This is a genomic window from Novosphingobium marinum (assembly GCF_013408095.1).
Classification (GTDB): Bacteria; Pseudomonadota; Alphaproteobacteria; order Sphingomonadales; family Sphingomonadaceae; genus Novosphingobium; species Novosphingobium marinum.
Window position 1 is genome coordinate 253,836 of the sequence record NZ_JACBZF010000001.1, and the last position, 17,376, is coordinate 271,211.

Genomic DNA, 17,376 nt, shown 5'->3' on the forward strand with positions numbered 1-17,376 from the left:
GCGCGGCAGAAAGGGCCCCGCCAGCCGGCGGGACCCTCGATTGTGCGGATCGAATTATTCCGAGACGTTGTCCGCCGCGTCCTTGGCGGCCTGGCCGACATCGCCAGCGGCCTCGCCGATCTGACCGGCGGCATCGCCGACATCGCTGGCCGCGTCCGCGATCGCGTTGTCCTTCGCAGCTTCGGCTCCGCCCATCTGCGAGAAGATGAATATGCCGGCGACGACGGCGATGAGCAGCACTATGCCGATCAGCCATCCCGATCCGCTGCGGTTGTCGGGCGCGCGTTCCTGGATAACGGTCGTGTGCGTGGTGTCGGGACTTCGCCCGCCGGTTTCGGTGGTGGTAATGCGTTCTTCGGCCACGTACGGCCTCCTTCCATTGCCATTGCGATGAAAGGAAAACGCTTTTTCAAGCACGCGGTTGCCGAAAATGATGGTGTCCGGGGCGGTAACCATCGAAGCCCGCTACAGCAGGCGCATCTGGCCATCGGGCGGCGGCGGCCGGAAGCGGGAGCAGTCGAGGTCGACCGCGACGCGGTTGATCCCGAGCCGCTTCGTCGCCACCCGGAAGCGCTTGCGAAACAGGTCCGCCCAGACGCCCTTCGGGTTCATCCGTGTAAAGAATTCGGGATCGTTGTCGCGCCCGCCGCGCACCGACCGGACGATGCCCATGACCTTTTCGGCGCGGTCCGGATAGTGCGTGGCGAGCCATTCGCGGAACAGCGGCGCGACCTCGTGCGGAAGTCGCATCATGATCCAAGTCGCGGATTCGATCCCGCGCGCGGCGCATTTTTCGAGGATCGCCTCCATGAACTCGTCGGTGATCGCGGGAATGACGGGCGCGACCGAGACGTGCGATGGGACTCCGGCGGCGGCGAGCCGTTCCAGCGCCGCGATCCGCTTTGCGGGGGAGGCGGCGCGCGGTTCGAGAAGGCGCGACAGGTGCGGATCGAGGCTCGTCACCGAGATGCCGACGGCGATCAGGCGGTGCCGCGCCATTTCCGCCAGCACCTCGATATCGCGCAGGATACGGTCGGACTTGGTGGTGATCGTCACAGGGTGCCGCGCTTCGAGGCAAATATCGAGAATGCGGCGCGTTATCTCGTAGCGGCGCTCGATCGGCTGGTACGGGTCGGTATTGGTGCCCATCGCGATGGGCGCAGGCCGATAGCCGCGCCTGGCCAGCGTCTCGCGCAGGAGGCGCGGCGCATCTGGCTTGGCGAACAGCTTCGTCTCGAAGTCGAGGCCCGGCGACAGGTCGTGGTAGGCGTGGGTGGGGCGCGCGAAGCAGTATATGCAGCCGTGCTCGCACCCGCGATAGGCGTTGATCGAACGGTCGAAGGGTATGTCGGGCGAGCGGTTGAAGCTGAGGATCGTGCGCGGATGCTCTTCGGTCACCGTCGTGCGCAGCGGGGGCGCTTCACCGTCGAGCGAATCGCGCTCGTCGAGCCAGTCGCCGTCGGCTTCGCGCGTGGCGAGACCGAAACGTTGCGGCACGGCGCCCGACTGCGCGCCGCGCCCCTTTACCGGGCTGCGATTCGACATGTCCACGGGTTAGAACATAAAAAGAACAAAGGGCAAGCGCATTGCGTCGGGCCGCCCGGTGCGCCAGAACCGCCCGCATGACGGACGACCGCCTGAAAGCCTATCTCGCCCGCATCGGGATGAGCAGTCCGCCGCGCCCGGATGCCGAGGGACTTGCGCAGATCCAGGCGGCCCAGCGCCGCGCGATCGCGTTCGAGAACCTCGACATCATGCTGGGGCGGGGCATCGCGGTCGGCAGCGATGCCGTCTTCGAGAAGATCGTGGCCAGCCGTCGCGGCGGCTACTGCTTCGAACAGAACCGCCTTTTCGCCGACATGCTCGAAGCGACGGGCTTTGCCGTGCGGCCGCTGCTGGCGCGGGTGCGGATGGGCCTTGCCGCCGGTTTCACCCCGCCGCGCACGCATACCTTGCTGCTCGTCGACCTTGGCGGCGTGCGCTGGATCGCCGACGCCGGCTTCGGCGGCAGCTACCTCCCGCCCCTGCCGCTGAGGGACGGAGCGCATGCCGAGACCGGGGACGGGGCGCGGCACCGGCTGCGCGCGGTCGGCATGCCGGGTACGCTCGAGGGCGAATGGATGCTCGAACGATCGGGCAATCCCCAGGCGACGGACGGGCGCGCGGCGGACACCGGCGACTGGCAGCAGCAGTACAGCTTCGACCTGTCGCTGGTCGCCCCCGACGACCTTGAACAGTGCAACCACTGGACCTCTACGCGCGCCGAAACGCGCTTCACGACGCTCCACATCGCCAGCATCGCCTTGCCGGACGGCTTTGCATCGATGGTCGACCGCGAACTGACCGTCCATCGCGGGGGCGAGACCACGAAGCGCTCGATTGCGGACCCGTCCGACTATGCGGAGACTTTGGACGAGGTCTTCAACATCGCTCTGGACGACGAGGACATCGCGGCGCTTCCGCTGTTTACCGGCTAGATCAGCCGAGCGAGATCTGCAGCGCCGCACCGCCGAGCCACAGGCCGAGCAGCAGCACCGATTCCCAGCCGATCCCGACCGGCCCCTGCCGCTCGCGGCGCAGCAGCCCGAGCAGCAGGATCGACGTCATCAGCAGGACGAGCGCCATCCAGAAGACCGAGCGCTCGGACATCGCATGGAATATGCTGCCTTCGCGATAGGCGAAGTCGCTCGCCGAGACGAACAGCGCGTCGAACATGTTGCCGCCGATGATCCCGCCGACCGCGAGCTGCAATGCCCCGGCGCGAACAGCGGCGAGCGTCGTGACGAGTTCGGGCAGAGAGGTGACGACGGCGGTGCCCAGCGCTCCGACGACGCCCTGCGAGATGCCCAGCCGTGCCGAAAGCTCCAGCCCGGTCTCGCCCACGACCCAGCCCGAAAGGCCGACCACGCCGACGAGCATGGCGAAAAGGCAGGCAAGCCACCCGGTCGAGCGGCTGTCCTGCTCCTCGTCCTCGTCCTCCAGCCGCGTCGCGTCGGTGCGGCGCGGTTGCCACATCGGCTCGAGGTGGATGCGGTGCGCGTTGTGCAGGCCGATAAGGTACGCGACGATCATCAGCACGCTCGCCGGGTGTACCGACCAGAGCGTGAAGGAGGGTGCCGACGCGGCCAGCACGGGGATCGAGATGAGCACGATGAGGATCGTCGACTGCCCGAGGTTCACCGCGCTGGCGGCGGCATGCTCAAGGTTGACGCGGCGATAGTAGATGTCGGCAAGAGCGAGGAACATCGTCTGCGCGGCGATCCCTCCCATCGCGTTCGAGACGCTCAGGTCGGGCGCGCCGCTGGCGGCGGTGCTGATCGAGGTTACGATGCCCGAAATACTGGTCCCCGCGCCGAGAAGGACCGAGCCGATCAGCGCCTCGCCAAGGCCGGTGCGGTCGGCGATGATGTCGGCGATGCCCGCCATCTTGCTGCCGAAGTACGCGATGACGATCGCCGCCGCGATGAATGCGGCGAAGAGGACCGTGATCGATAGCTGGCTTGCGTCCGGCATCCTGCCCCCTTCCGCGTGTCGAAGGAGGCAATCCGGGGGAGGGGTTTAGGTTCCCCGCAAGGGTGGCCGGACGTCAGCTTTCGCGCAGGCGCGGCATCAGCTCGACGAAATTGCAGGGGCGGTTGCGGCTGTCGAGCTGCTCGGCAAGGATGCCGTCCCAGCCGTCCTTCACCGCTCCGTTCGAGCCGGGAAGCGCGAAGATGTAGGTCCCGCGCGAGACGACCGCGCAGGCGCGCGACTGGACGGTCGACGTGCCGATGGTTCTGTAGCTGATCCAGCGGAACAGCTCTCCGAAGCCGGGAATGTCCTTTTCCTTCACGCGGTCGAGCGCTTCGGGGGTCACGTCGCGGCCGGTCAGGCCGGTACCGCCGGTGGTGACGATGCAGTCGATCCCGCGATCGTCGATCCAGTTGTTGAGACGGCTGGCGATGCGCGAGGCATCGTCCTTCTCGATCGCGCGGGCGGCAAGGCGGTGTCCGGCGGCCTTGATCCGCTCGGCAAGGATGTCGCCCGAAGTGTCGTCCTCGGGCCCGCGCGTGTCGGATACGGTGAGGAGCGCGATGGCGACCGGCTTGAACTGCCGCTCGGGATCAACGGCCACGAAGCAGCGTCCCGTTGGGCGCCATGCGGATGGCAGTCGCGCCCGCAAGGCCGGGGAAGGACGGCCAGGCGTTCTGGGCGAGCGCGGCGCGCGTTTCGGACGGACCGCCCGCCTGCCGCTCGTACATCCAGTAATTGCGCATGACGATATTCACGTAGCCGCGCGTCTCCCAGTACGGGAGCGATTCCATCCAGAGCAGCGGATCGCCCTGGTCGTTCACTTCGCTGTTCCAGCGCGTGATCGGCGTGAGCCCGGCATTGTAGGCGGCCATGACCTTGGGTAGCAGGCCTTGCGTGCCGCTCGAATCGCGCAGCATCTCGAGGTGGCGCTGACCGAAGGCGAGGTTGATCTCGGGCTTGTTGAGGTCGCTTGCATTGCCGCTCACTCCCAGAGCGCCGGCATGGTCGCGGGCGGCGGCGGGCATGATCTGCATCAGGCCGCGCGCGCCGGCGGGGCTGACGACGGTCGCCCGGAACAGCGATTCCTGCAGGGCATGCGCGTAGATCAGCGCCGGGTCGACGCGCCAGCCGCCGGCGGGCGTCCACTTCGGCGTGGGAAAGCGCGTGGCCGGATGCGGCTTGCCGCCATAGGGCGCGTTGTACGCCATCCAGAGCTGGGTCGAGGGCATGCCGAGGTCGCGCGCCAGCCTGGTCAGCGGCTGGTACTGGGCGGGATCGCCGATCCGCGCCTGGTGCCTCAGGACCTCGTCGGCAAGGCCGTCCTCGCCGACTTCGGCGAGCGCGACGGCGGCCCTGACATTGGGCACGTTGCGCAGCGACTGCCAGTCCTGCTGGTCGAAGTCGGCCTCGGCGTGCTGTTCGGGCAGGCCGGTGCCGAGCTGTTCGGCGGCAAGCATGCCATAGAGCGTTTCGTCGCGCATCGCGGCAAGCCGCAGCGGCTCGGCGGCGTCCTCGGGCTTGCGGCAGCGCACGAGCGACCGGCTCTGCCAGTAGAGCGCGGCGGCGACGAGTTCGGAGTTCTCTCCGGTGCCGGCAGCCCGCTTGAACGCGTCGGTCGCGCCGTCGCAGTCGCCAAGGCGCCACGCAGCGAGGCCGGCGGTCCACCACGCCTCGCCGACCCAGCCGCCCGACCCCTGCGTCGCCAGCTGGGCAAGTCGGTAGGCAGGCGCGTCCTGGTTCTCGATGTAGTAGCTCCACGCCACGCGCTGGCGCCATTCCGCGCGCGCCTCGCTCGACAGCATCGAATCGATCCCGTCGAGCAGCTGGTGCGCGCCCATCGGATCGTCGTTCTTGATCCGGTCGAGTATGCCCGCCGAGACACTGCCCGGCATGGTCCCGTCACCAACGGTGCGCGGGCGCACGCGTTTTGGGATCGTCGGCAGGCGCATGAAGCTTTGCTCGGACGGAAGGCCCGGCACGACCTGCGCCCCGCGCTTCACCGCAAGCCGGCCGATCTGTTCCGAATGGGGAAGGTCGGTGCCCTTGGCCAGCCAGCTTTCGAGCGTCTCGCGCTCGATCCGGGGCGACGAGGCGTCGAGGTAGTATTCGGCCAGCGCCGCCTGGTGCAGCGGACCGTCGGGGCGCTGCGCGAAGAGTTCCTGCACCCGCGACCAGTCGTTGCGGTCAATGGCGGCGAAGATTTCGCGGTAATAGGCCCGGTCGTCCTGGCTGAGGAGCGAGGGGACGGCGGTGCGATCGGCGCGATTGCGGAAATAGTCGGCGGCCGCGCTGTTCGCCTTTGCCGGAGCGACCTGTACGGCGAGCATCGATACCGCCGCGCATGCAATGGCGGCGATACCCCGGGAAATCTTGGATTTGGCAGGCTTTCTAATCGTCACGTAGTCGTATCCTTCGGTCCCCCGGCGCGCCGGTCCCCCGCGGACCAGTCGAGCCACGCCCGCCACAATTCCGCTTTCCAGGCCGGTCGGCTCATCAGGGCCGGAAGGCTGCGCGCGGCAAGCAGGGGAATGTTCGTAGATTCATGGTTAAAATTGAGTGAAACGGCAGGCCGTTGCGCCGTATCGTTGCCGATGAGCGGCAGGATGTTGTTCCCCAGCACCAGAAGCCTGCGCGGAGCGGCAAGGGCGATGTGATGGCGAAGCACCTCGCCGAGCCCCTGCGCCGCCACCGCGTCCCAGTCTGCCATCGGCGTGTGCCGGGGAAGGGCGCTCGCTACGCAGGCCGCTTCCGCCGGAATGCCCATCGCCGCCAGGATCGCGTCGAGCAGCCGCCCCTGAGCGCCCGACAGCAATCTTTCGCCGTCTTCGGCCTCTGGCTCGGGCACGACGACCATCAGTTCGGCGTGCGCCTTGCCGCGCGGAGGCACGCGCCCCCCGGTCCGTCCGCCGTCGAGCCAGCTTTCCGCGAGCCACCAGGCGCGGAACGTATCGAGGTCGCCCGGCCAGCCTGCCTTGTCGGGAACGACCGGCCCCGGCTTCGGTTCGGGTACCGCCTTCCGGGCAGCGACGGGCCTGTCGCGTTGCTCCGGCTGCTTCTCCGAAGCCTTTTCCGCGACGGGTGCGGGCTCTGCCAGCCACTCCTGCGGTTCGTCCGCGAAATCGCAATCGACGCCCGCCAGCCGCCACCAGTCCAGCGCAGCTGCGACGGCCTCTTCGGGCGGAAGATCGGGGCGGCTCTCCATTGTGCGGTCTTGACCTGCCGCGTCGCAGCAATCAAGGCGGTTCGAACAGAGCCGATACGTAAAAAAGACAGAAGAACAGGACTGCAAGATGAGCGAACGCGAATCGATGCCTTACGACGTCGTAATCGTCGGTGGCGGCCCGGCCGGCCTTGCCACCGCGATCCGGCTGAAACAGATCAATTCCGAATTGTCCGTCTGCGTCCTCGAAAAGGGATCGGAAATCGGCGCGCACATCCTGTCGGGCGCGGTGGTCGATCCCAAGGCCCTCGACGAGTTGCTGCCCGAGTGGCGCGACGACGATTGCCCGCTCGCCGAAACGTCGGTTACCGACAACTGGCACTGGTACATGTCGCGCGGCAAGAAGTACTCGATGCCGCACGCCCTGATGCCGCCGTTCATGTCGAACGAGGGCAACTACACCGGCTCGCTAGGCAACCTGTGCCGCTGGCTTGCGGGCAAGGCCGAGGAGCTGAAAGTCGAGGTTTTCCCCGGCTTCCCGGCCTCCGAAGTGCTCTATGACGAAAACGGCGCGGTCTACGGCGTGGCAACGGGCGACATGGGCGTGGCTAGGGACGGCAGCCACAAGGCCGATTACCAGCCGGGCATGGAACTGCACGGCAAGTACACCGTGTTCTGCGAAGGCGCGCGCGGCCACCTTACCAAGCTGCTCAAGTCGCGCTTCGACCTCGAACGCGATTGCCAGCCGCAGGTCTATGGCCTCGGCATCAAGGAGCTGTGGGACATCGATCCCGACAAGCACGTGCCCGGTCGCGTCATCCACACGCAGGGCTGGCCGTTGTCCGAAAGCGACAGCTGGGGCGGCGGGTTTCTCTACCACCAGGCGAACAACCAGGTTGCGATCGGCTTCGTCACCGCGCTCGATTACAAGAACCCCTACGTCTACCCGTTCGAGGAATTCCAGCGCTGGAAGCAGCATCCAGAAATCCGCGCGATCCTCGAAGGCGGCAAGCGCGTTGCCTATGGCGCGCGCGCGATCAACGAGGGCGGCTGGCAGTCGGTCCCGCAACTCGCCTTCCCCGGCGGGGTACTGGCCGGCTGTTCGGCGGGCTTCGTCAACGTTCCCCGCATCAAGGGCACGCACACCGCGATGAAAAGCGGCATGCTCGCCGCCGACGCCATCGCCGCCGCGATCGAGGCCGGGCGCGAGAAGGACGAGCTTGCCGAGTACGATGCATCGGTGCGCGACAGCTGGATCGCCAAGGAACTCAAGCTCGTCCAGAACGCCGAGCCGCTCGTCGCGAAGTGGGGCGGCGAACTCGGCACGATCCTGGCGGGCGCGGACATGTGGCTGCGCACGCTGTTCGGTTTCGGCGTCGCCAAACCGATGGAGCACCATCCCGACTACAAGGCAACGGGGCGCGCCGATCTCTACCAGCCGATCGACTATCCCAAGCCCGACGGCGAGATAACCTTCGACCGTCTCACCTCGGTCTCATTCTCGTTCACCAACCACGAGGAGGACCAGCCCAGCCACCTCAAGCTGAAGGACCCGGACTACCCGGAGAAGGTCGAACTGCCGGTCTACGGCGGTCCTTCGACGCGATACTGCCCGGCGGGCGTCTACGAGTACGTGGAGAACGAGGACACGGGCGAAAAGCGCTTCCAGATCAACGCGCAGAACTGCGTCCACTGCAAGACCTGCGACATCAAGGATCCGGGCCAGCAGATCGTCTGGACCGCGCCCGAAGGCGGCGGCGGGCCGAACTACCCGAACATGTGAATTATAATGTGATCTTTAAAAAGTTGGGATGATCCAACCGCAAACTGAAGTACCGAACGTGATGATCTAGTTTTCATCAGCTATAAGCGTATTAAAATTTTTTGTCCCGATAGCCATTTCTACGCCTGCGCTTGCGACATGTGTGTTTCCGTCGAACTTCGTCTTTGCCAAAATGCGTTGTCCCGCGTGGCACGTAAACTGAGTCATACCAGATGCAGGCGACTTCGACTTAGTTCCAAAATTATGTGGATCATGATGTGTTATTTCAGATATGATCCGAAAAGAACCATCTGTCCTATGGAAATGTGCAGTCGCAGTGTATGCTAAATTGAGTAATGTCTGGTTCTGAAGATTTAAAACAATTGAGGCTTCCGGATTTCCACTGGCAAAAATCTCTAAATCTTCGATTGTAAATGTTTCTGCTGTAATACGAACAAAATCTGAGTGACCGCCAGCACTCCCGAGCTGTGATACAGCCCCCGAAAAAAAGTATTCGTAATTTGAATTCCCTGTAAAGCAGTACGAAGTTTGGACACTGTGAAATCCGATCCAAGGCGCGGTGGGATGGCATTCAGATTTGGAAATTTCTGAAGAACCATCATTTAAAGTGCATTTTAGCCAAGCACTCTGCCAATACAGTCTGGTCTTGGCGAATACAGATATAACTATTAAGCTTGGCGCGTCCAACTCGAAGCGGATTTCTGCAGGAGAAATTCCATTGGAAGTTTCCTCAGCAATAATATGGCCCATAGCAAAGCCTCGCGCTATATCGAGTGTGGATAATATAGATAACGCAATAAGAGATTTGATATCAATTAGTTATTATTCAGTGTTTTTAATAAGTTAAATTCCGATGGAAACAGCCTACGCCAAGATCAACCTCGCGCTGCACGTAAGGGCGCGGCGCGAGGACGGGTATCACGAACTCGAGTCGCTGTTCGCCTTCGTCGACGATGGCGACAGGCTGACCGCGACGCCCGCGCACCGCGACGCGCTCGATACCTTCGGCGAGTTCGCGGACCGGGTCGACGATCCCTTCGGCAACATCGTCGCCAAGGCGCTGACCGCGCTGCCGCGACCGCGGGGCTGGGCGATGACGCTGGAAAAGCGCCTGCCCGTCGCGGCGGGTCTGGGCGGCGGATCGGCCGATGCCGGGGCGGTCTTCCGCATGGTCGAGCGTGAGCACGGACTGCCCGCAGACTGGCGCAGGCGCGCCGCGAAGCTGGGCGCCGACGTGCCCGCCTGCGTCGCAAGCCGAACCTGCATCGGCAGGGGCACCGGCACCGAGATCGAGCCGCTCGGCGGCGATATCGCCGGGACGCCCGTGCTGCTCGTCAATCCCCGCGTGGCGATGCCGACCGGGCCGGTCTTCCGGGGCTGGGACGGTTGCGACCGTGGCGCTCTTACCGATGGGAAGCCGCTCGATATCGCGCTTGCCGGCAGGAACGACCTCGAGGCGCCGGCGATCGCCTTGCAGCCCGTGATCGGCGACGTCCTGGCGAGCCTGGATGCCACGCGGCCCTTGCTGGCGCGCATGTCCGGTTCGGGCGCGACGTGCTTTGCCCTGTTCGAGGAGCCGGACGCACTCGCCGCCGCGCAGCTTCAGATCGTGCGCCGCCATCCCGGCTGGTGGACGATGGCAGGCAGGCTGCGGTGACCGCCAGATCCTCCGGCTGATGCGGATCGGGCCGGGGTTGCGCGGAGCCGTTTCCGCCTACGACGTAATGCCGAGCCGCTCACGGCACGCGCGGTACTCGCTTTCGAGGCGCGCGATCAGCTTTCCGGCCGGCACGACCGACTCCACCACTGCGATGCCCTGTCCCGATCCCCAGATGTCGCGCCAGGCCTTCGCGCCGCCGTCCTCGACGCTCATCGTCTTCCCGCTTTTCGCATCGAGCGTTGCGGGATCGATGCCGGCACGTTCGATCGAGGGTTTGAGGTAATTGGCGGCCACTCCGATGAATGCATCGGTGTAGACGATATCGCTCGCCTGGCCGGAGACGATCATCTGCTTGTAGGCATCGTCGGCATTGGCCTCCTCGGTCGCGATGAAGGCAGACCCGACATAGGCGAAGTCGGCGCCGATCGCTTCGGCAGCCAGCACCGCTCCGCCGGTGGCGATGCAGCCCGAAAGCGCAATGGGGCCGTCGAACCACCGCCTCAGTTCGGCGATGAGCGCGAAGGGCGATGTCGTTCCAGCATGGCCGCCCGCGCCGGCTGCGACCGCGATGAGGCCGTCCGCGCCCTTGTCGATCGCCTTTCGCCCGAACATGTCGGAGATCACGTCGTGGAATACGAATCCGCCGTATTTCCTCGCCCGTTCGTACACGTCTTCCCGCGCCCCGAGCGAGGTGATCAGGATGGGCACCCGGTGCTTCTCGCAAAGCGCGAGGTCTTCCTCCAGCCGCTGGTTCGTGCGGTGGACGATAAGGTTCACCGCAAAGGGCGCGGCCGGCCGGTCGGGGTTGCGGCGGTCGTGGTCCGCCAGCGCCTCTCCGATTTCGGTGAGCCATGTATCGAGCTGCTGGGGCGTGCGGGCATTGAGCGACGGTATCGAGCCGACGATCCCCGCAGTGCATTGCGCGATCACGAGTTGCGGCGTCGACACGATGAACATCGGCGCGGCGATCACGGGCATGCGAAGCCCGTTCAGGAAATCAGGGCGTGACAGGTGCGGACTCCAGTTTGTAATCGAGGACCGAGCGCCTAGCATCGCTCCGTTCGATTGGAAACATCGCCCGGGAGCATGGTCTCCCTGACAAGGGCGGAGCGCGCGGGGCAGGAGCGGAAACCATGGCAGACGAGACGATCGAAGGCGGCGAACTGGCCGGGAAGGTGGCGATGGTCACCGGCGCGGCCAGCGGCATCGGCCGCGCCGTGGCCCTCCTCTTCGTCAATGAAGGAGCGACAATCGGTATCGGCGATCTCGACACCGCAGGCCTTGCCGAGACCGAACGGCTCCTCGGCGATGCGGCGGTTCTCTCGCGACGCCTCGACGTGACCGACGACGGCGACGTCGAACGCTTCGTGGCGGAACTCGTCGGCAAGGCGGGGAGGCTCGACTGCGCGGTAAATGCCGCCGGCCTCGCTGTTCGCGATACGCGTCCCACCGCGATGGCGGACGTGCAGGATTTCCAGCGCGTCATGCACGTGAACGTGACCGGCGTATTCCTGTGCATGCGCCACCAGTTGCAGGCGATGCTCGCTGCGGGGAACGGCGGCGCCATCGTCAACGTCGCATCGGGAGCCGCCTACGTGGCGGTGCCGGGCAATGCCGCCTACGTGGCGTCGAAGCACGCGGTCATGGGCCTGACCAAGTGCGCCGCCGCCGATCATGCCGCCGAAGGTATCCGCGTCGACGCCCTTTGCCCCGGATTTACCCGCACGCCGATGGCGATGACCTCGCTCGCGGTCATGGGTGTCGCGGAAAGCGATGCGGCGGCATCGGCCCCTGCCAACCGCATCGCCGAACCGACCGAACAGGCCGAGGCCGCGCTGTTCCTCTGTTCGGGGAAGGCAGCGTTCATGGTGGGGCACGGGCTCGTCGTCGACGGCGGGCACTCCATCGTCTGATATGCATTGTTGCCGGACAAGCGGCACGGAGGATTGATGCGCATGAATGGCAAGACGATCGTGACAGGGGCTGCCGGAGCTCTTGGCGGAACGGTATGCGAAGTGCTGCGCGAACGCGGTGCCGATGTGGTCGGCATCGACCTTGCCGAAGGCGGTCCCGCAGGCATCTCATTCATCGGCGGGGTCGACCTTGCCGATCAGGCCGCCGTCTCCGATGCGTTCGCCAGCGCGGCGGCCGGCTCCGGTATCGCCGGGCTTGCCAACATCGCCGGCGGTTTTGCGTGGGAGACGGTCATGGACGGGAGCGTGGTCAGCTGGGAGCGCATGTTCCGGATGAACGTCCTCACCACGCTCAATGCCTGCCGCGCGGCGGTGCCGCTGCTCACGGAGCAGGGAGCGATCGTCAATGTCGGAGCGGCGGCCACGGCGCGGGCTGGAGCCGGGATGGGCGCCTACACGGCAAGCAAGTCCGGCGTGGCGCGGCTGACCGAGGCGCTGGCAGAGGAACTCAAGGAGCGCAGGCTGCGCGTCAACGCCGTGCTCCCCTCGATCATCGACACGGCTGCCAACCGCGAGGCGATGGGCGCGGACGATGCCGCCAGCTGGGTGACGACAGGGGAAGTGGCGCAGGTCGTCGCGTTCCTGCTTTCCGATGCGGCGAGCGGCGTGACCGGCGCGAGCGTCCCTGTCACGGGGCGCGTCTGACCGTTGGAGACATCGCGGTGACGAACCCGGACGAGGGCACCTTCGATCCCGACCAGGCGGCCTTGCGCTGTGCGGCGCAGAGCGATGCCGCGCTGTGCACGATCGTGCGCCTCGACGGCAGCTTTTCCCGGCGGGTTGGAGCGCAGATCGCCATCCTTACGGACAGGACCTGCGTCGGCAGCCTTGCTGACGGATGCCTGGAAAGCGAGCTGGCGAGTCAGGCGGACGAGGCGCGCGCCAGGGCCGAGCCGCGCATCGTGCGCTACGGAGCCGGCTCCTCCATCGTCGATTTCCGGCTCCCTTGCGGCTCCGGCGTCGATATCCTGATCGATCCCGAACCCGACCGCGACATGCTCGGAGATGCAGTGGCAAGGCTCGATGCGCGCGAGGCGGCGACGGTACCGTTGGCCGCTACGGGCGAGGGGCTGCTGGCCGAAAGGTCCTATGAGCCCTCGCTGCGGCTGGTGGTCCTCGGAGAAAGCCTGGAGGCGCGCGAACTCGACCGGCTGGCGAGGGCATACGGCATCGAGACCGTTTGCCCCGAGCCGGGAAAGGACCTCGCGCTCGGTCGCAAGCCGGCGCTCTCTGCCGATGCGTGGACAGCCATCGTCCTGCTGTTCCACGACCACGAGTGGGAACGCGCGCTCCTCGACTGGGCGCTCGACACCACGGCGTTCTTCATCGGCGCGATCGGCGGCAAGGCATCGCGCGAGGCGCGGATCGCCATGCTGAGAGGGCAGGGGCGCGGGTCGGAAGAGATCGCGCGCGTCCGCGGCCCCGTCGGCCTTATCGGCCATACCCGCGACGCGCGCACGCTGGCGCTGTCGATCCTCTCGGAAGTCGTCGGGGCCTACGAAGGAATGCGCGGCAGGGCTGCCGACCGGCCTCAATAGGACTTCGGCAGGCCGAGCACCTTCTCCGCGATGAAGTTCATGATCATCTCGGGGCTTACCGGCGTTATCACCGGCAGGATCGAATCGCGGAACAGCCGTTCCACCTGGTACTCCTTTGCGTACCCCATGCCGCCGTGCGTCATGACCGCGCGGGTGCAGGCATTGAAGCAGGCCTTGCCGCCAAGGAACTTCGCCGTGTTGGCCTCCGCGCCGCAGGGCATTCCGGCATCGTAGAGGTAGGCCGCGCGCATCGCCATCCAGAAGGCCGATTCAAGCTCCATCCAGTTTTCGGCAAGCGGGTGCGCGATGCCCTGGTTCTGGCCGATGGGTCGCCCGAACACCACGCGCTCGCGAGCGTATTTCGCCGCGCGCTGAAGGGCGCCCTGGCCGAAGCCTATGGCCTCTACCGCGACGAGGATGCGCTCGGGGTTGAGGCTGTGCAGGATGCACTTGAAGCCTTCGCCCTCCGCGCCGATCCGGTCCTCCTCGGGAATGAAATAGTCGTCGATGAAGGTCAGGTTCGAATCGACGGCGTTGCGGCCCATCTTCGGAATCTTGGTGACCTGGATTTGCGTCTTGTCGAGGTCTGTGTAGAACAGCGTCATGCCGTCGGTCGGCTTCTTGCAGTCGGCCTTGGGCGTTGTGCGCGTGAGCAGGAGTATCTTGTTCGCCACCTGCCCCGTGGAGGTCCAGATCTTGCGCCCGCTGACCCGGTACCCGCCTTCCACCTTCTTGGCGAAGGTGCTGATGCTGGTGGTGTCGAGGCCAGCGTCGGGTTCGGTGACACCGAAGCAGGCCTTGTCGGTGCCGGCAATGAGCGGCGGCAGCATCCGGCGCTTCTGCTCGTCGTTGCCGTAGACGACGACCGCGTGCGGGCCGAACAGGTTGAGGTGCAGCGTGCTCGCCGCGTTGTAGCCGCCCGCACCCGAAGTGACCGTGTGCATCATGATCGCCGCTTCGGTGACGCCGAGCCCCGCGCCGCCAAGTTCTTCCGGCATGGTGATGCCCAGCCATCCGGCATCCGCCATCGCTCGGTGGAATTCCTCCGGGAAGCGCTCGTTTTCGCTCGCGTTCGACCAGTACTCGTCGTCGAACTTGTCGACGATCTTGCGAACCTCGTCCCTGATGGTCTCGTGATCGGACGAAAGCTTGATTTCCATTGTCTGCTCCGGCGTCGAAAATGGAGGAACCGGCGGCGTTCGACCGCCGCCGGTTCCCCTGATGTCGCTTGCGATTGTCGCGATCAATAGCGGAACGTGGCCCGCAGCATGATCTCCCGTCCGCGGTTGATCGACGATACCGAGTCGCCGAGGACGCCCGGCACCGCTCCCGGCGCGGTACCGGTGAACGGCGCATCCGATGTACGCGTCCAGTAGTACTCCTCGGTCAGGTTCCGGCCGATCAGCGAGAGCGTGTAGCGGTCGTCGGCGGTTCCGACCGAGATCGATCCGTTGACGAGCGTGTAGCTCGGCGAGCGCCCGCCCGGCGACGAAGTCGCGTCGGTGACGTAGCTGTCCGAGTACTGGACATCGCCGGTCAGCCCGATCTTGAGCGCACTCGACACTTCCTGCTCAAAGATGAAGCCCGCGCTTGCCGCCCATTCGGGGGTGCGGATCAGCTCGGTTCCCGACAGGTCCTGCGCAAGGATCGTCGCCCCGGTCTGGCGGCTCACCTGCGGTACGCACGGTACCGGCGAATTGGCGTTCTGGCCGCGATAGCAGTTGCCCTGGTAGTCGGTGTACTTGCCGTCGCTATAGGCGAGTGCGCCGAACAGTGTCAGCCCGTCGAGGCCGCGCGGCGAGAAGTCGAAGTCGAACTCGATGCCCTTGCTGCGTACGCTGCCCGCATTGGTCAGTCGCTGGATGACACCCTCGACCGTCACCTGAACCTGCAGGTCGGTGATCTCGTAGGTGTAGGCGGCAAGGCCGAGGCGAAGCTGGTTGTCGAAGGTAATCGCCTTCACGCCCGCTTCGAAACCGCGGACGATCTGGGGTTCGTAGGTCAGGTTCGTGGCGAAGTTTGTCGCGCCCGAGTTGAAGCCGCCCGACAGGAAGCCCTCCTTGTACGATCCGTACACCGTCAGGTTCGCGTTGGGGCGCCAGCTTAGCGTCGCTTCGGGCGACAGGTTCGAGAAGGTCCTGCTGTCGACGACAGGAGTGACGTCCACCATCCCGGTCGTGCGGCTCACGGGCGTCGCGCCGTTCGGGTCGCTGAGCAGGAAGTCGAGCTTCTTCTTCTCGTGTGAATAGCGCATGCCGCCGGAAAGCTCGACGGTCTCGGTCAGGTTGATCGAGGTCGACAGGAAGATCGACCAGGCGAAGCCGTCCTGCTGGAGAAGGTACTGGTTGACCTCCAGCGGGAAAACCGGCCCCGATCCCGGCGCGCCCAGGAACGTGTGCGAGCCGTTGGTGACTTCGCTGTCCTGGAGAAAGCCGCCGAAGACGAATTCGACCGGGCCGCCGAAGTTGGTGGTCAGCCGCAATTCCTGCGACAGTTCGGTGATGTCCATCCGGTTGAGGCTGGGAAGCAGTCCCGAAGGGACGTAGCTGGCGGTGAAGTTCCCGAGGTTTCGCAGGTAGACGTCGTAGTAGCCGGTCACCGAAGTCAGCGTCAGGCTGTCGTTGAGGTCGAGGTTCATCACCAGCGAGCCGAGCAACTGTTCCTGGTTGAGGAACGTCGTGCCGTCCCCGAACTCGGGCGCGTATTCGTCGTAGCCCGGCCCGAGATCGGCGACCGAGACCCGGTCGTCGGCGGTGCAATCGTCGATCGCGCCGTTCTGCGGCGAGCCCAGCGGACAATTGACGAACTGGACGTTGGCGGTCGAGGCATCGCCTGATCGCTCGCCGTAGGTGACCTTCAGGGTGGCGTCGAACGGCCCGCCGTTATCGAACTGGAGCGTGCCGCGAACGCCCCAGTCTTCCTGCTGCGGCATGCGGCGCGTGTTCGGCTGGAGCTGCGCGGAATCGGGGATGGTGTTGGTCACCCAGCCCTTCATGTCGGAATAGTAGCCGGCGACCCTGACGCCGAGGGAATCGGTTAGCGGTGCGGAGATGAACCCGTCGACCACCCATTCGCGCGCCTCGAACTCGTATCCCGCCGAAATCTTGGCCGCGAGGACGTCGGTCGGATCGGCGGTCCTGAGCGTGATAACGCCGCCCGGGCTGTTCTTGCCGTAGAAGAGCGCCTGCGGACCCTTGAGGACTTCGACCTGCTGCAGGTCAAACTCGCCCATGCGCCGGACCGAGGCACGCGCGACAGGAACGCCGTCGATGTTGAAGGAGACCGCCTGGTCGCCGAACGGGTTGGAGTCCGAAGCGCTGATGCCGCGCAGGGCGATCGAACCGCCCTGAACGGTGCCGCCGCCTTCGCCGACGACGAGCGCGGGCGTATTCGCTGCCAGTCCGTCGACATTGTCGATGCCGCGCTTCTCGAGGTTTTCGCCGGTGAATGCGGTAACGGCCACAGGCACGGAGATCAGCGTCTCGTTGCGCTTGCGGGCCGTGACGACGATTTCGGCTCCGGCCGCGGTTCGTTCGACGAGGTCGCCCTGGGTGTTGTCCTGAGCCGCCGCCGGCACCGCAGCCGCCGCTGCGGCTATGGCAAGAAGCGAGCTCGAAAACCTGGCTGAATCCTTCATTGTCTCTCTCCCTCTCTGAAGCCCACCGCCTGTCTTGATCTCAAAGTTGCAGACGGGTCGCTTTCGATGACGTATTGTTGCCGCAAGACGGGGATTGCGGAAATCGCAGTTC

16 protein-coding genes are annotated in these 17,376 nt (G+C 65.6%); 6 read left to right on the forward strand and 10 right to left on the reverse strand.

Features of this window, described 5'->3' with window-relative positions; translation table 11 throughout:
* Positions 1-54 precede the first annotated feature (54 nt).
* Both FHS75_RS01240 and FHS75_RS01245 read right to left on the reverse strand, forming a co-directional pair.
* Positions 55-363 carry a hypothetical protein gene (locus tag FHS75_RS01240; protein WP_179405903.1) on the reverse strand — a complete coding sequence of 103 codons (309 nt, stop codon included), beginning with the start codon at positions 361-363 and terminating at the stop codon, positions 55-57.
* 102 nt (positions 364-465) lie between these two features.
* Positions 466-1,545, reverse strand: a complete 1,080-nt coding sequence (locus FHS75_RS01245; RefSeq protein ID WP_179405904.1) for a PA0069 family radical SAM protein — start codon at positions 1,543-1,545, stop codon at positions 466-468.
* Positions 1,546-1,622: 77 nt separating this feature from the next.
* Between FHS75_RS01245 and FHS75_RS01250 the strand changes: the two genes are divergently transcribed.
* A complete protein-coding gene (locus FHS75_RS01250; protein ID WP_179405905.1) occupies positions 1,623-2,477 on the forward strand; it encodes an arylamine N-acetyltransferase family protein in 855 nt (284 codons plus the stop codon).
* A gap of 1 nt (position 2,478) precedes the next feature.
* On the opposite strand, the gene FHS75_RS01255 is transcribed toward FHS75_RS01250, so the two are convergent.
* The 4 genes from FHS75_RS01255 to FHS75_RS01270 all read right to left on the reverse strand — a co-directional run bounded on the left by FHS75_RS01255 (position 2,479) and on the right by FHS75_RS01270 (position 6,715).
* Positions 2,479-3,513 (reverse strand): sodium:calcium antiporter, encoded by a 1,035-nt coding sequence (locus tag FHS75_RS01255; RefSeq protein WP_179405906.1) that lies wholly within the window; start codon positions 3,511-3,513, stop codon positions 2,479-2,481.
* Between the two features lie 73 nt (positions 3,514-3,586).
* Complete coding sequence (gene moaB / locus FHS75_RS01260) at positions 3,587-4,114, reverse strand: molybdenum cofactor biosynthesis protein B (protein WP_179405907.1); 528 nt, start codon at positions 4,112-4,114, stop codon at positions 3,587-3,589.
* Complete coding sequence (locus FHS75_RS01265) at positions 4,104-5,840, reverse strand: transglycosylase SLT domain-containing protein (protein WP_179406525.1); 1,737 nt, start codon at positions 5,838-5,840, stop codon at positions 4,104-4,106. Before FHS75_RS01265 ends, moaB begins: the two co-directional genes overlap by 11 nt.
* 68 nt (positions 5,841-5,908) lie before the next feature.
* Positions 5,909-6,715, reverse strand: coding sequence for a uracil-DNA glycosylase family protein (locus tag FHS75_RS01270; protein ID WP_179405908.1), 807 nt, complete (start codon positions 6,713-6,715; stop codon positions 5,909-5,911).
* An 88-nt stretch (positions 6,716-6,803) separates the two neighbouring features.
* Here FHS75_RS01270 and FHS75_RS01275 point away from each other — a divergent pair, with 88 nt between their 5' ends.
* Positions 6,804-8,456 carry an electron transfer flavoprotein-ubiquinone oxidoreductase gene (locus tag FHS75_RS01275; protein ID WP_179405909.1) on the forward strand — a complete coding sequence of 551 codons (1,653 nt, stop codon included), beginning with the start codon at positions 6,804-6,806 and terminating at the stop codon, positions 8,454-8,456.
* Positions 8,457-8,522: 66 nt separating this feature from the next.
* On the opposite strand, the gene FHS75_RS01280 is transcribed toward FHS75_RS01275, so the two are convergent.
* Positions 8,523-9,206, reverse strand: a complete 684-nt coding sequence (locus FHS75_RS01280; protein WP_179405910.1) for a hypothetical protein — start codon at positions 9,204-9,206, stop codon at positions 8,523-8,525.
* A 103-nt stretch (positions 9,207-9,309) separates the two neighbouring features.
* Here FHS75_RS01280 and FHS75_RS01285 point away from each other — a divergent pair, with 103 nt between their 5' ends.
* Positions 9,310-10,113: a 4-(cytidine 5'-diphospho)-2-C-methyl-D-erythritol kinase gene (locus FHS75_RS01285; protein ID WP_179405911.1), complete on the forward strand. Its 804-nt coding sequence runs from the start codon at positions 9,310-9,312 to the stop codon at positions 10,111-10,113.
* A 57-nt stretch (positions 10,114-10,170) separates the two neighbouring features.
* Here the strand turns inward: FHS75_RS01285 and FHS75_RS01290 are convergent, their stop codons facing one another.
* Positions 10,171-11,094 (reverse strand): NAD(P)H-dependent flavin oxidoreductase, encoded by a 924-nt coding sequence (locus FHS75_RS01290; protein ID WP_229735456.1) that lies wholly within the window; start codon positions 11,092-11,094, stop codon positions 10,171-10,173.
* Positions 11,095-11,249: 155 nt separating this feature from the next.
* On the opposite strand from FHS75_RS01290, the gene FHS75_RS01295 reads away from it, so the two are divergent.
* Genes FHS75_RS01295 through FHS75_RS01305 form a run of 3 tightly spaced genes read left to right on the forward strand, consistent with a single transcriptional unit; the run spans position 11,250 to position 13,627 of the window.
* Entirely contained in the window at positions 11,250-12,029 is a 780-nt protein-coding gene (locus FHS75_RS01295) for an SDR family NAD(P)-dependent oxidoreductase (protein ID WP_179405913.1), read from the forward strand.
* 42 nt (positions 12,030-12,071) lie between these two features.
* Positions 12,072-12,734, forward strand: coding sequence for an SDR family oxidoreductase (locus FHS75_RS01300; RefSeq protein WP_179405914.1), 663 nt, complete (start codon positions 12,072-12,074; stop codon positions 12,732-12,734).
* Between the two features lie 17 nt (positions 12,735-12,751).
* Positions 12,752-13,627, forward strand: coding sequence for an XdhC family protein (locus FHS75_RS01305; protein ID WP_179405915.1), 876 nt, complete (start codon positions 12,752-12,754; stop codon positions 13,625-13,627).
* On the opposite strand, the gene FHS75_RS01310 is transcribed toward FHS75_RS01305, so the two are convergent.
* Both FHS75_RS01310 and FHS75_RS01315 read right to left on the reverse strand, forming a co-directional pair.
* A complete protein-coding gene (locus FHS75_RS01310) occupies positions 13,621-14,787 on the reverse strand; it encodes an acyl-CoA dehydrogenase family protein (RefSeq protein ID WP_179405916.1) in 1,167 nt (388 codons plus the stop codon). The genes FHS75_RS01305 and FHS75_RS01310 overlap by 7 nt on opposite strands.
* An 83-nt stretch (positions 14,788-14,870) precedes the next feature.
* Complete coding sequence (locus tag FHS75_RS01315) at positions 14,871-17,264, reverse strand: TonB-dependent receptor (RefSeq protein WP_179405917.1); 2,394 nt, start codon at positions 17,262-17,264, stop codon at positions 14,871-14,873.
* Positions 17,265-17,376: the final 112 nt, after the last annotated feature.

Coding starts and splice junctions, on each gene's coding strand:
- FHS75_RS01245 (WP_179405904.1), bottom strand. CDS start 1,545: ATGTCGAATCGCAGCCCGGTAAAGGGGCGCGGCGCGCAGTCGGGCGCC.
- FHS75_RS01250 (WP_179405905.1), top strand. CDS start 1,623: ATGACGGACGACCGCCTGAAAGCCTATCTCGCCCGCATCGGGATGAGC.
- FHS75_RS01255 (WP_179405906.1), bottom strand. CDS start 3,513: ATGCCGGACGCAAGCCAGCTATCGATCACGGTCCTCTTCGCCGCATTC.
- FHS75_RS01265 (WP_179406525.1), bottom strand. CDS start 5,840: ATGCTCGCCGTACAGGTCGCTCCGGCAAAGGCGAACAGCGCGGCCGCC.
- FHS75_RS01270 (WP_179405908.1), bottom strand. CDS start 6,715: ATGGAGAGCCGCCCCGATCTTCCGCCCGAAGAGGCCGTCGCAGCTGCG.
- FHS75_RS01275 (WP_179405909.1), top strand. CDS start 6,804: ATGAGCGAACGCGAATCGATGCCTTACGACGTCGTAATCGTCGGTGGC.
- FHS75_RS01280 (WP_179405910.1), bottom strand. CDS start 9,206: ATGGGCCATATTATTGCTGAGGAAACTTCCAATGGAATTTCTCCTGCA.
- FHS75_RS01285 (WP_179405911.1), top strand. CDS start 9,310: ATGGAAACAGCCTACGCCAAGATCAACCTCGCGCTGCACGTAAGGGCG.
- FHS75_RS01290 (WP_229735456.1), bottom strand. CDS start 11,094: ATGCCCGTGATCGCCGCGCCGATGTTCATCGTGTCGACGCCGCAACTC.
- FHS75_RS01295 (WP_179405913.1), top strand. CDS start 11,250: ATGGCAGACGAGACGATCGAAGGCGGCGAACTGGCCGGGAAGGTGGCG.
- FHS75_RS01300 (WP_179405914.1), top strand. CDS start 12,072: ATGAATGGCAAGACGATCGTGACAGGGGCTGCCGGAGCTCTTGGCGGA.
- FHS75_RS01310 (WP_179405916.1), bottom strand. CDS start 14,787: ATGGAAATCAAGCTTTCGTCCGATCACGAGACCATCAGGGACGAGGTT.
- FHS75_RS01315 (WP_179405917.1), bottom strand. CDS start 17,264: ATGAAGGATTCAGCCAGGTTTTCGAGCTCGCTTCTTGCCATAGCCGCA.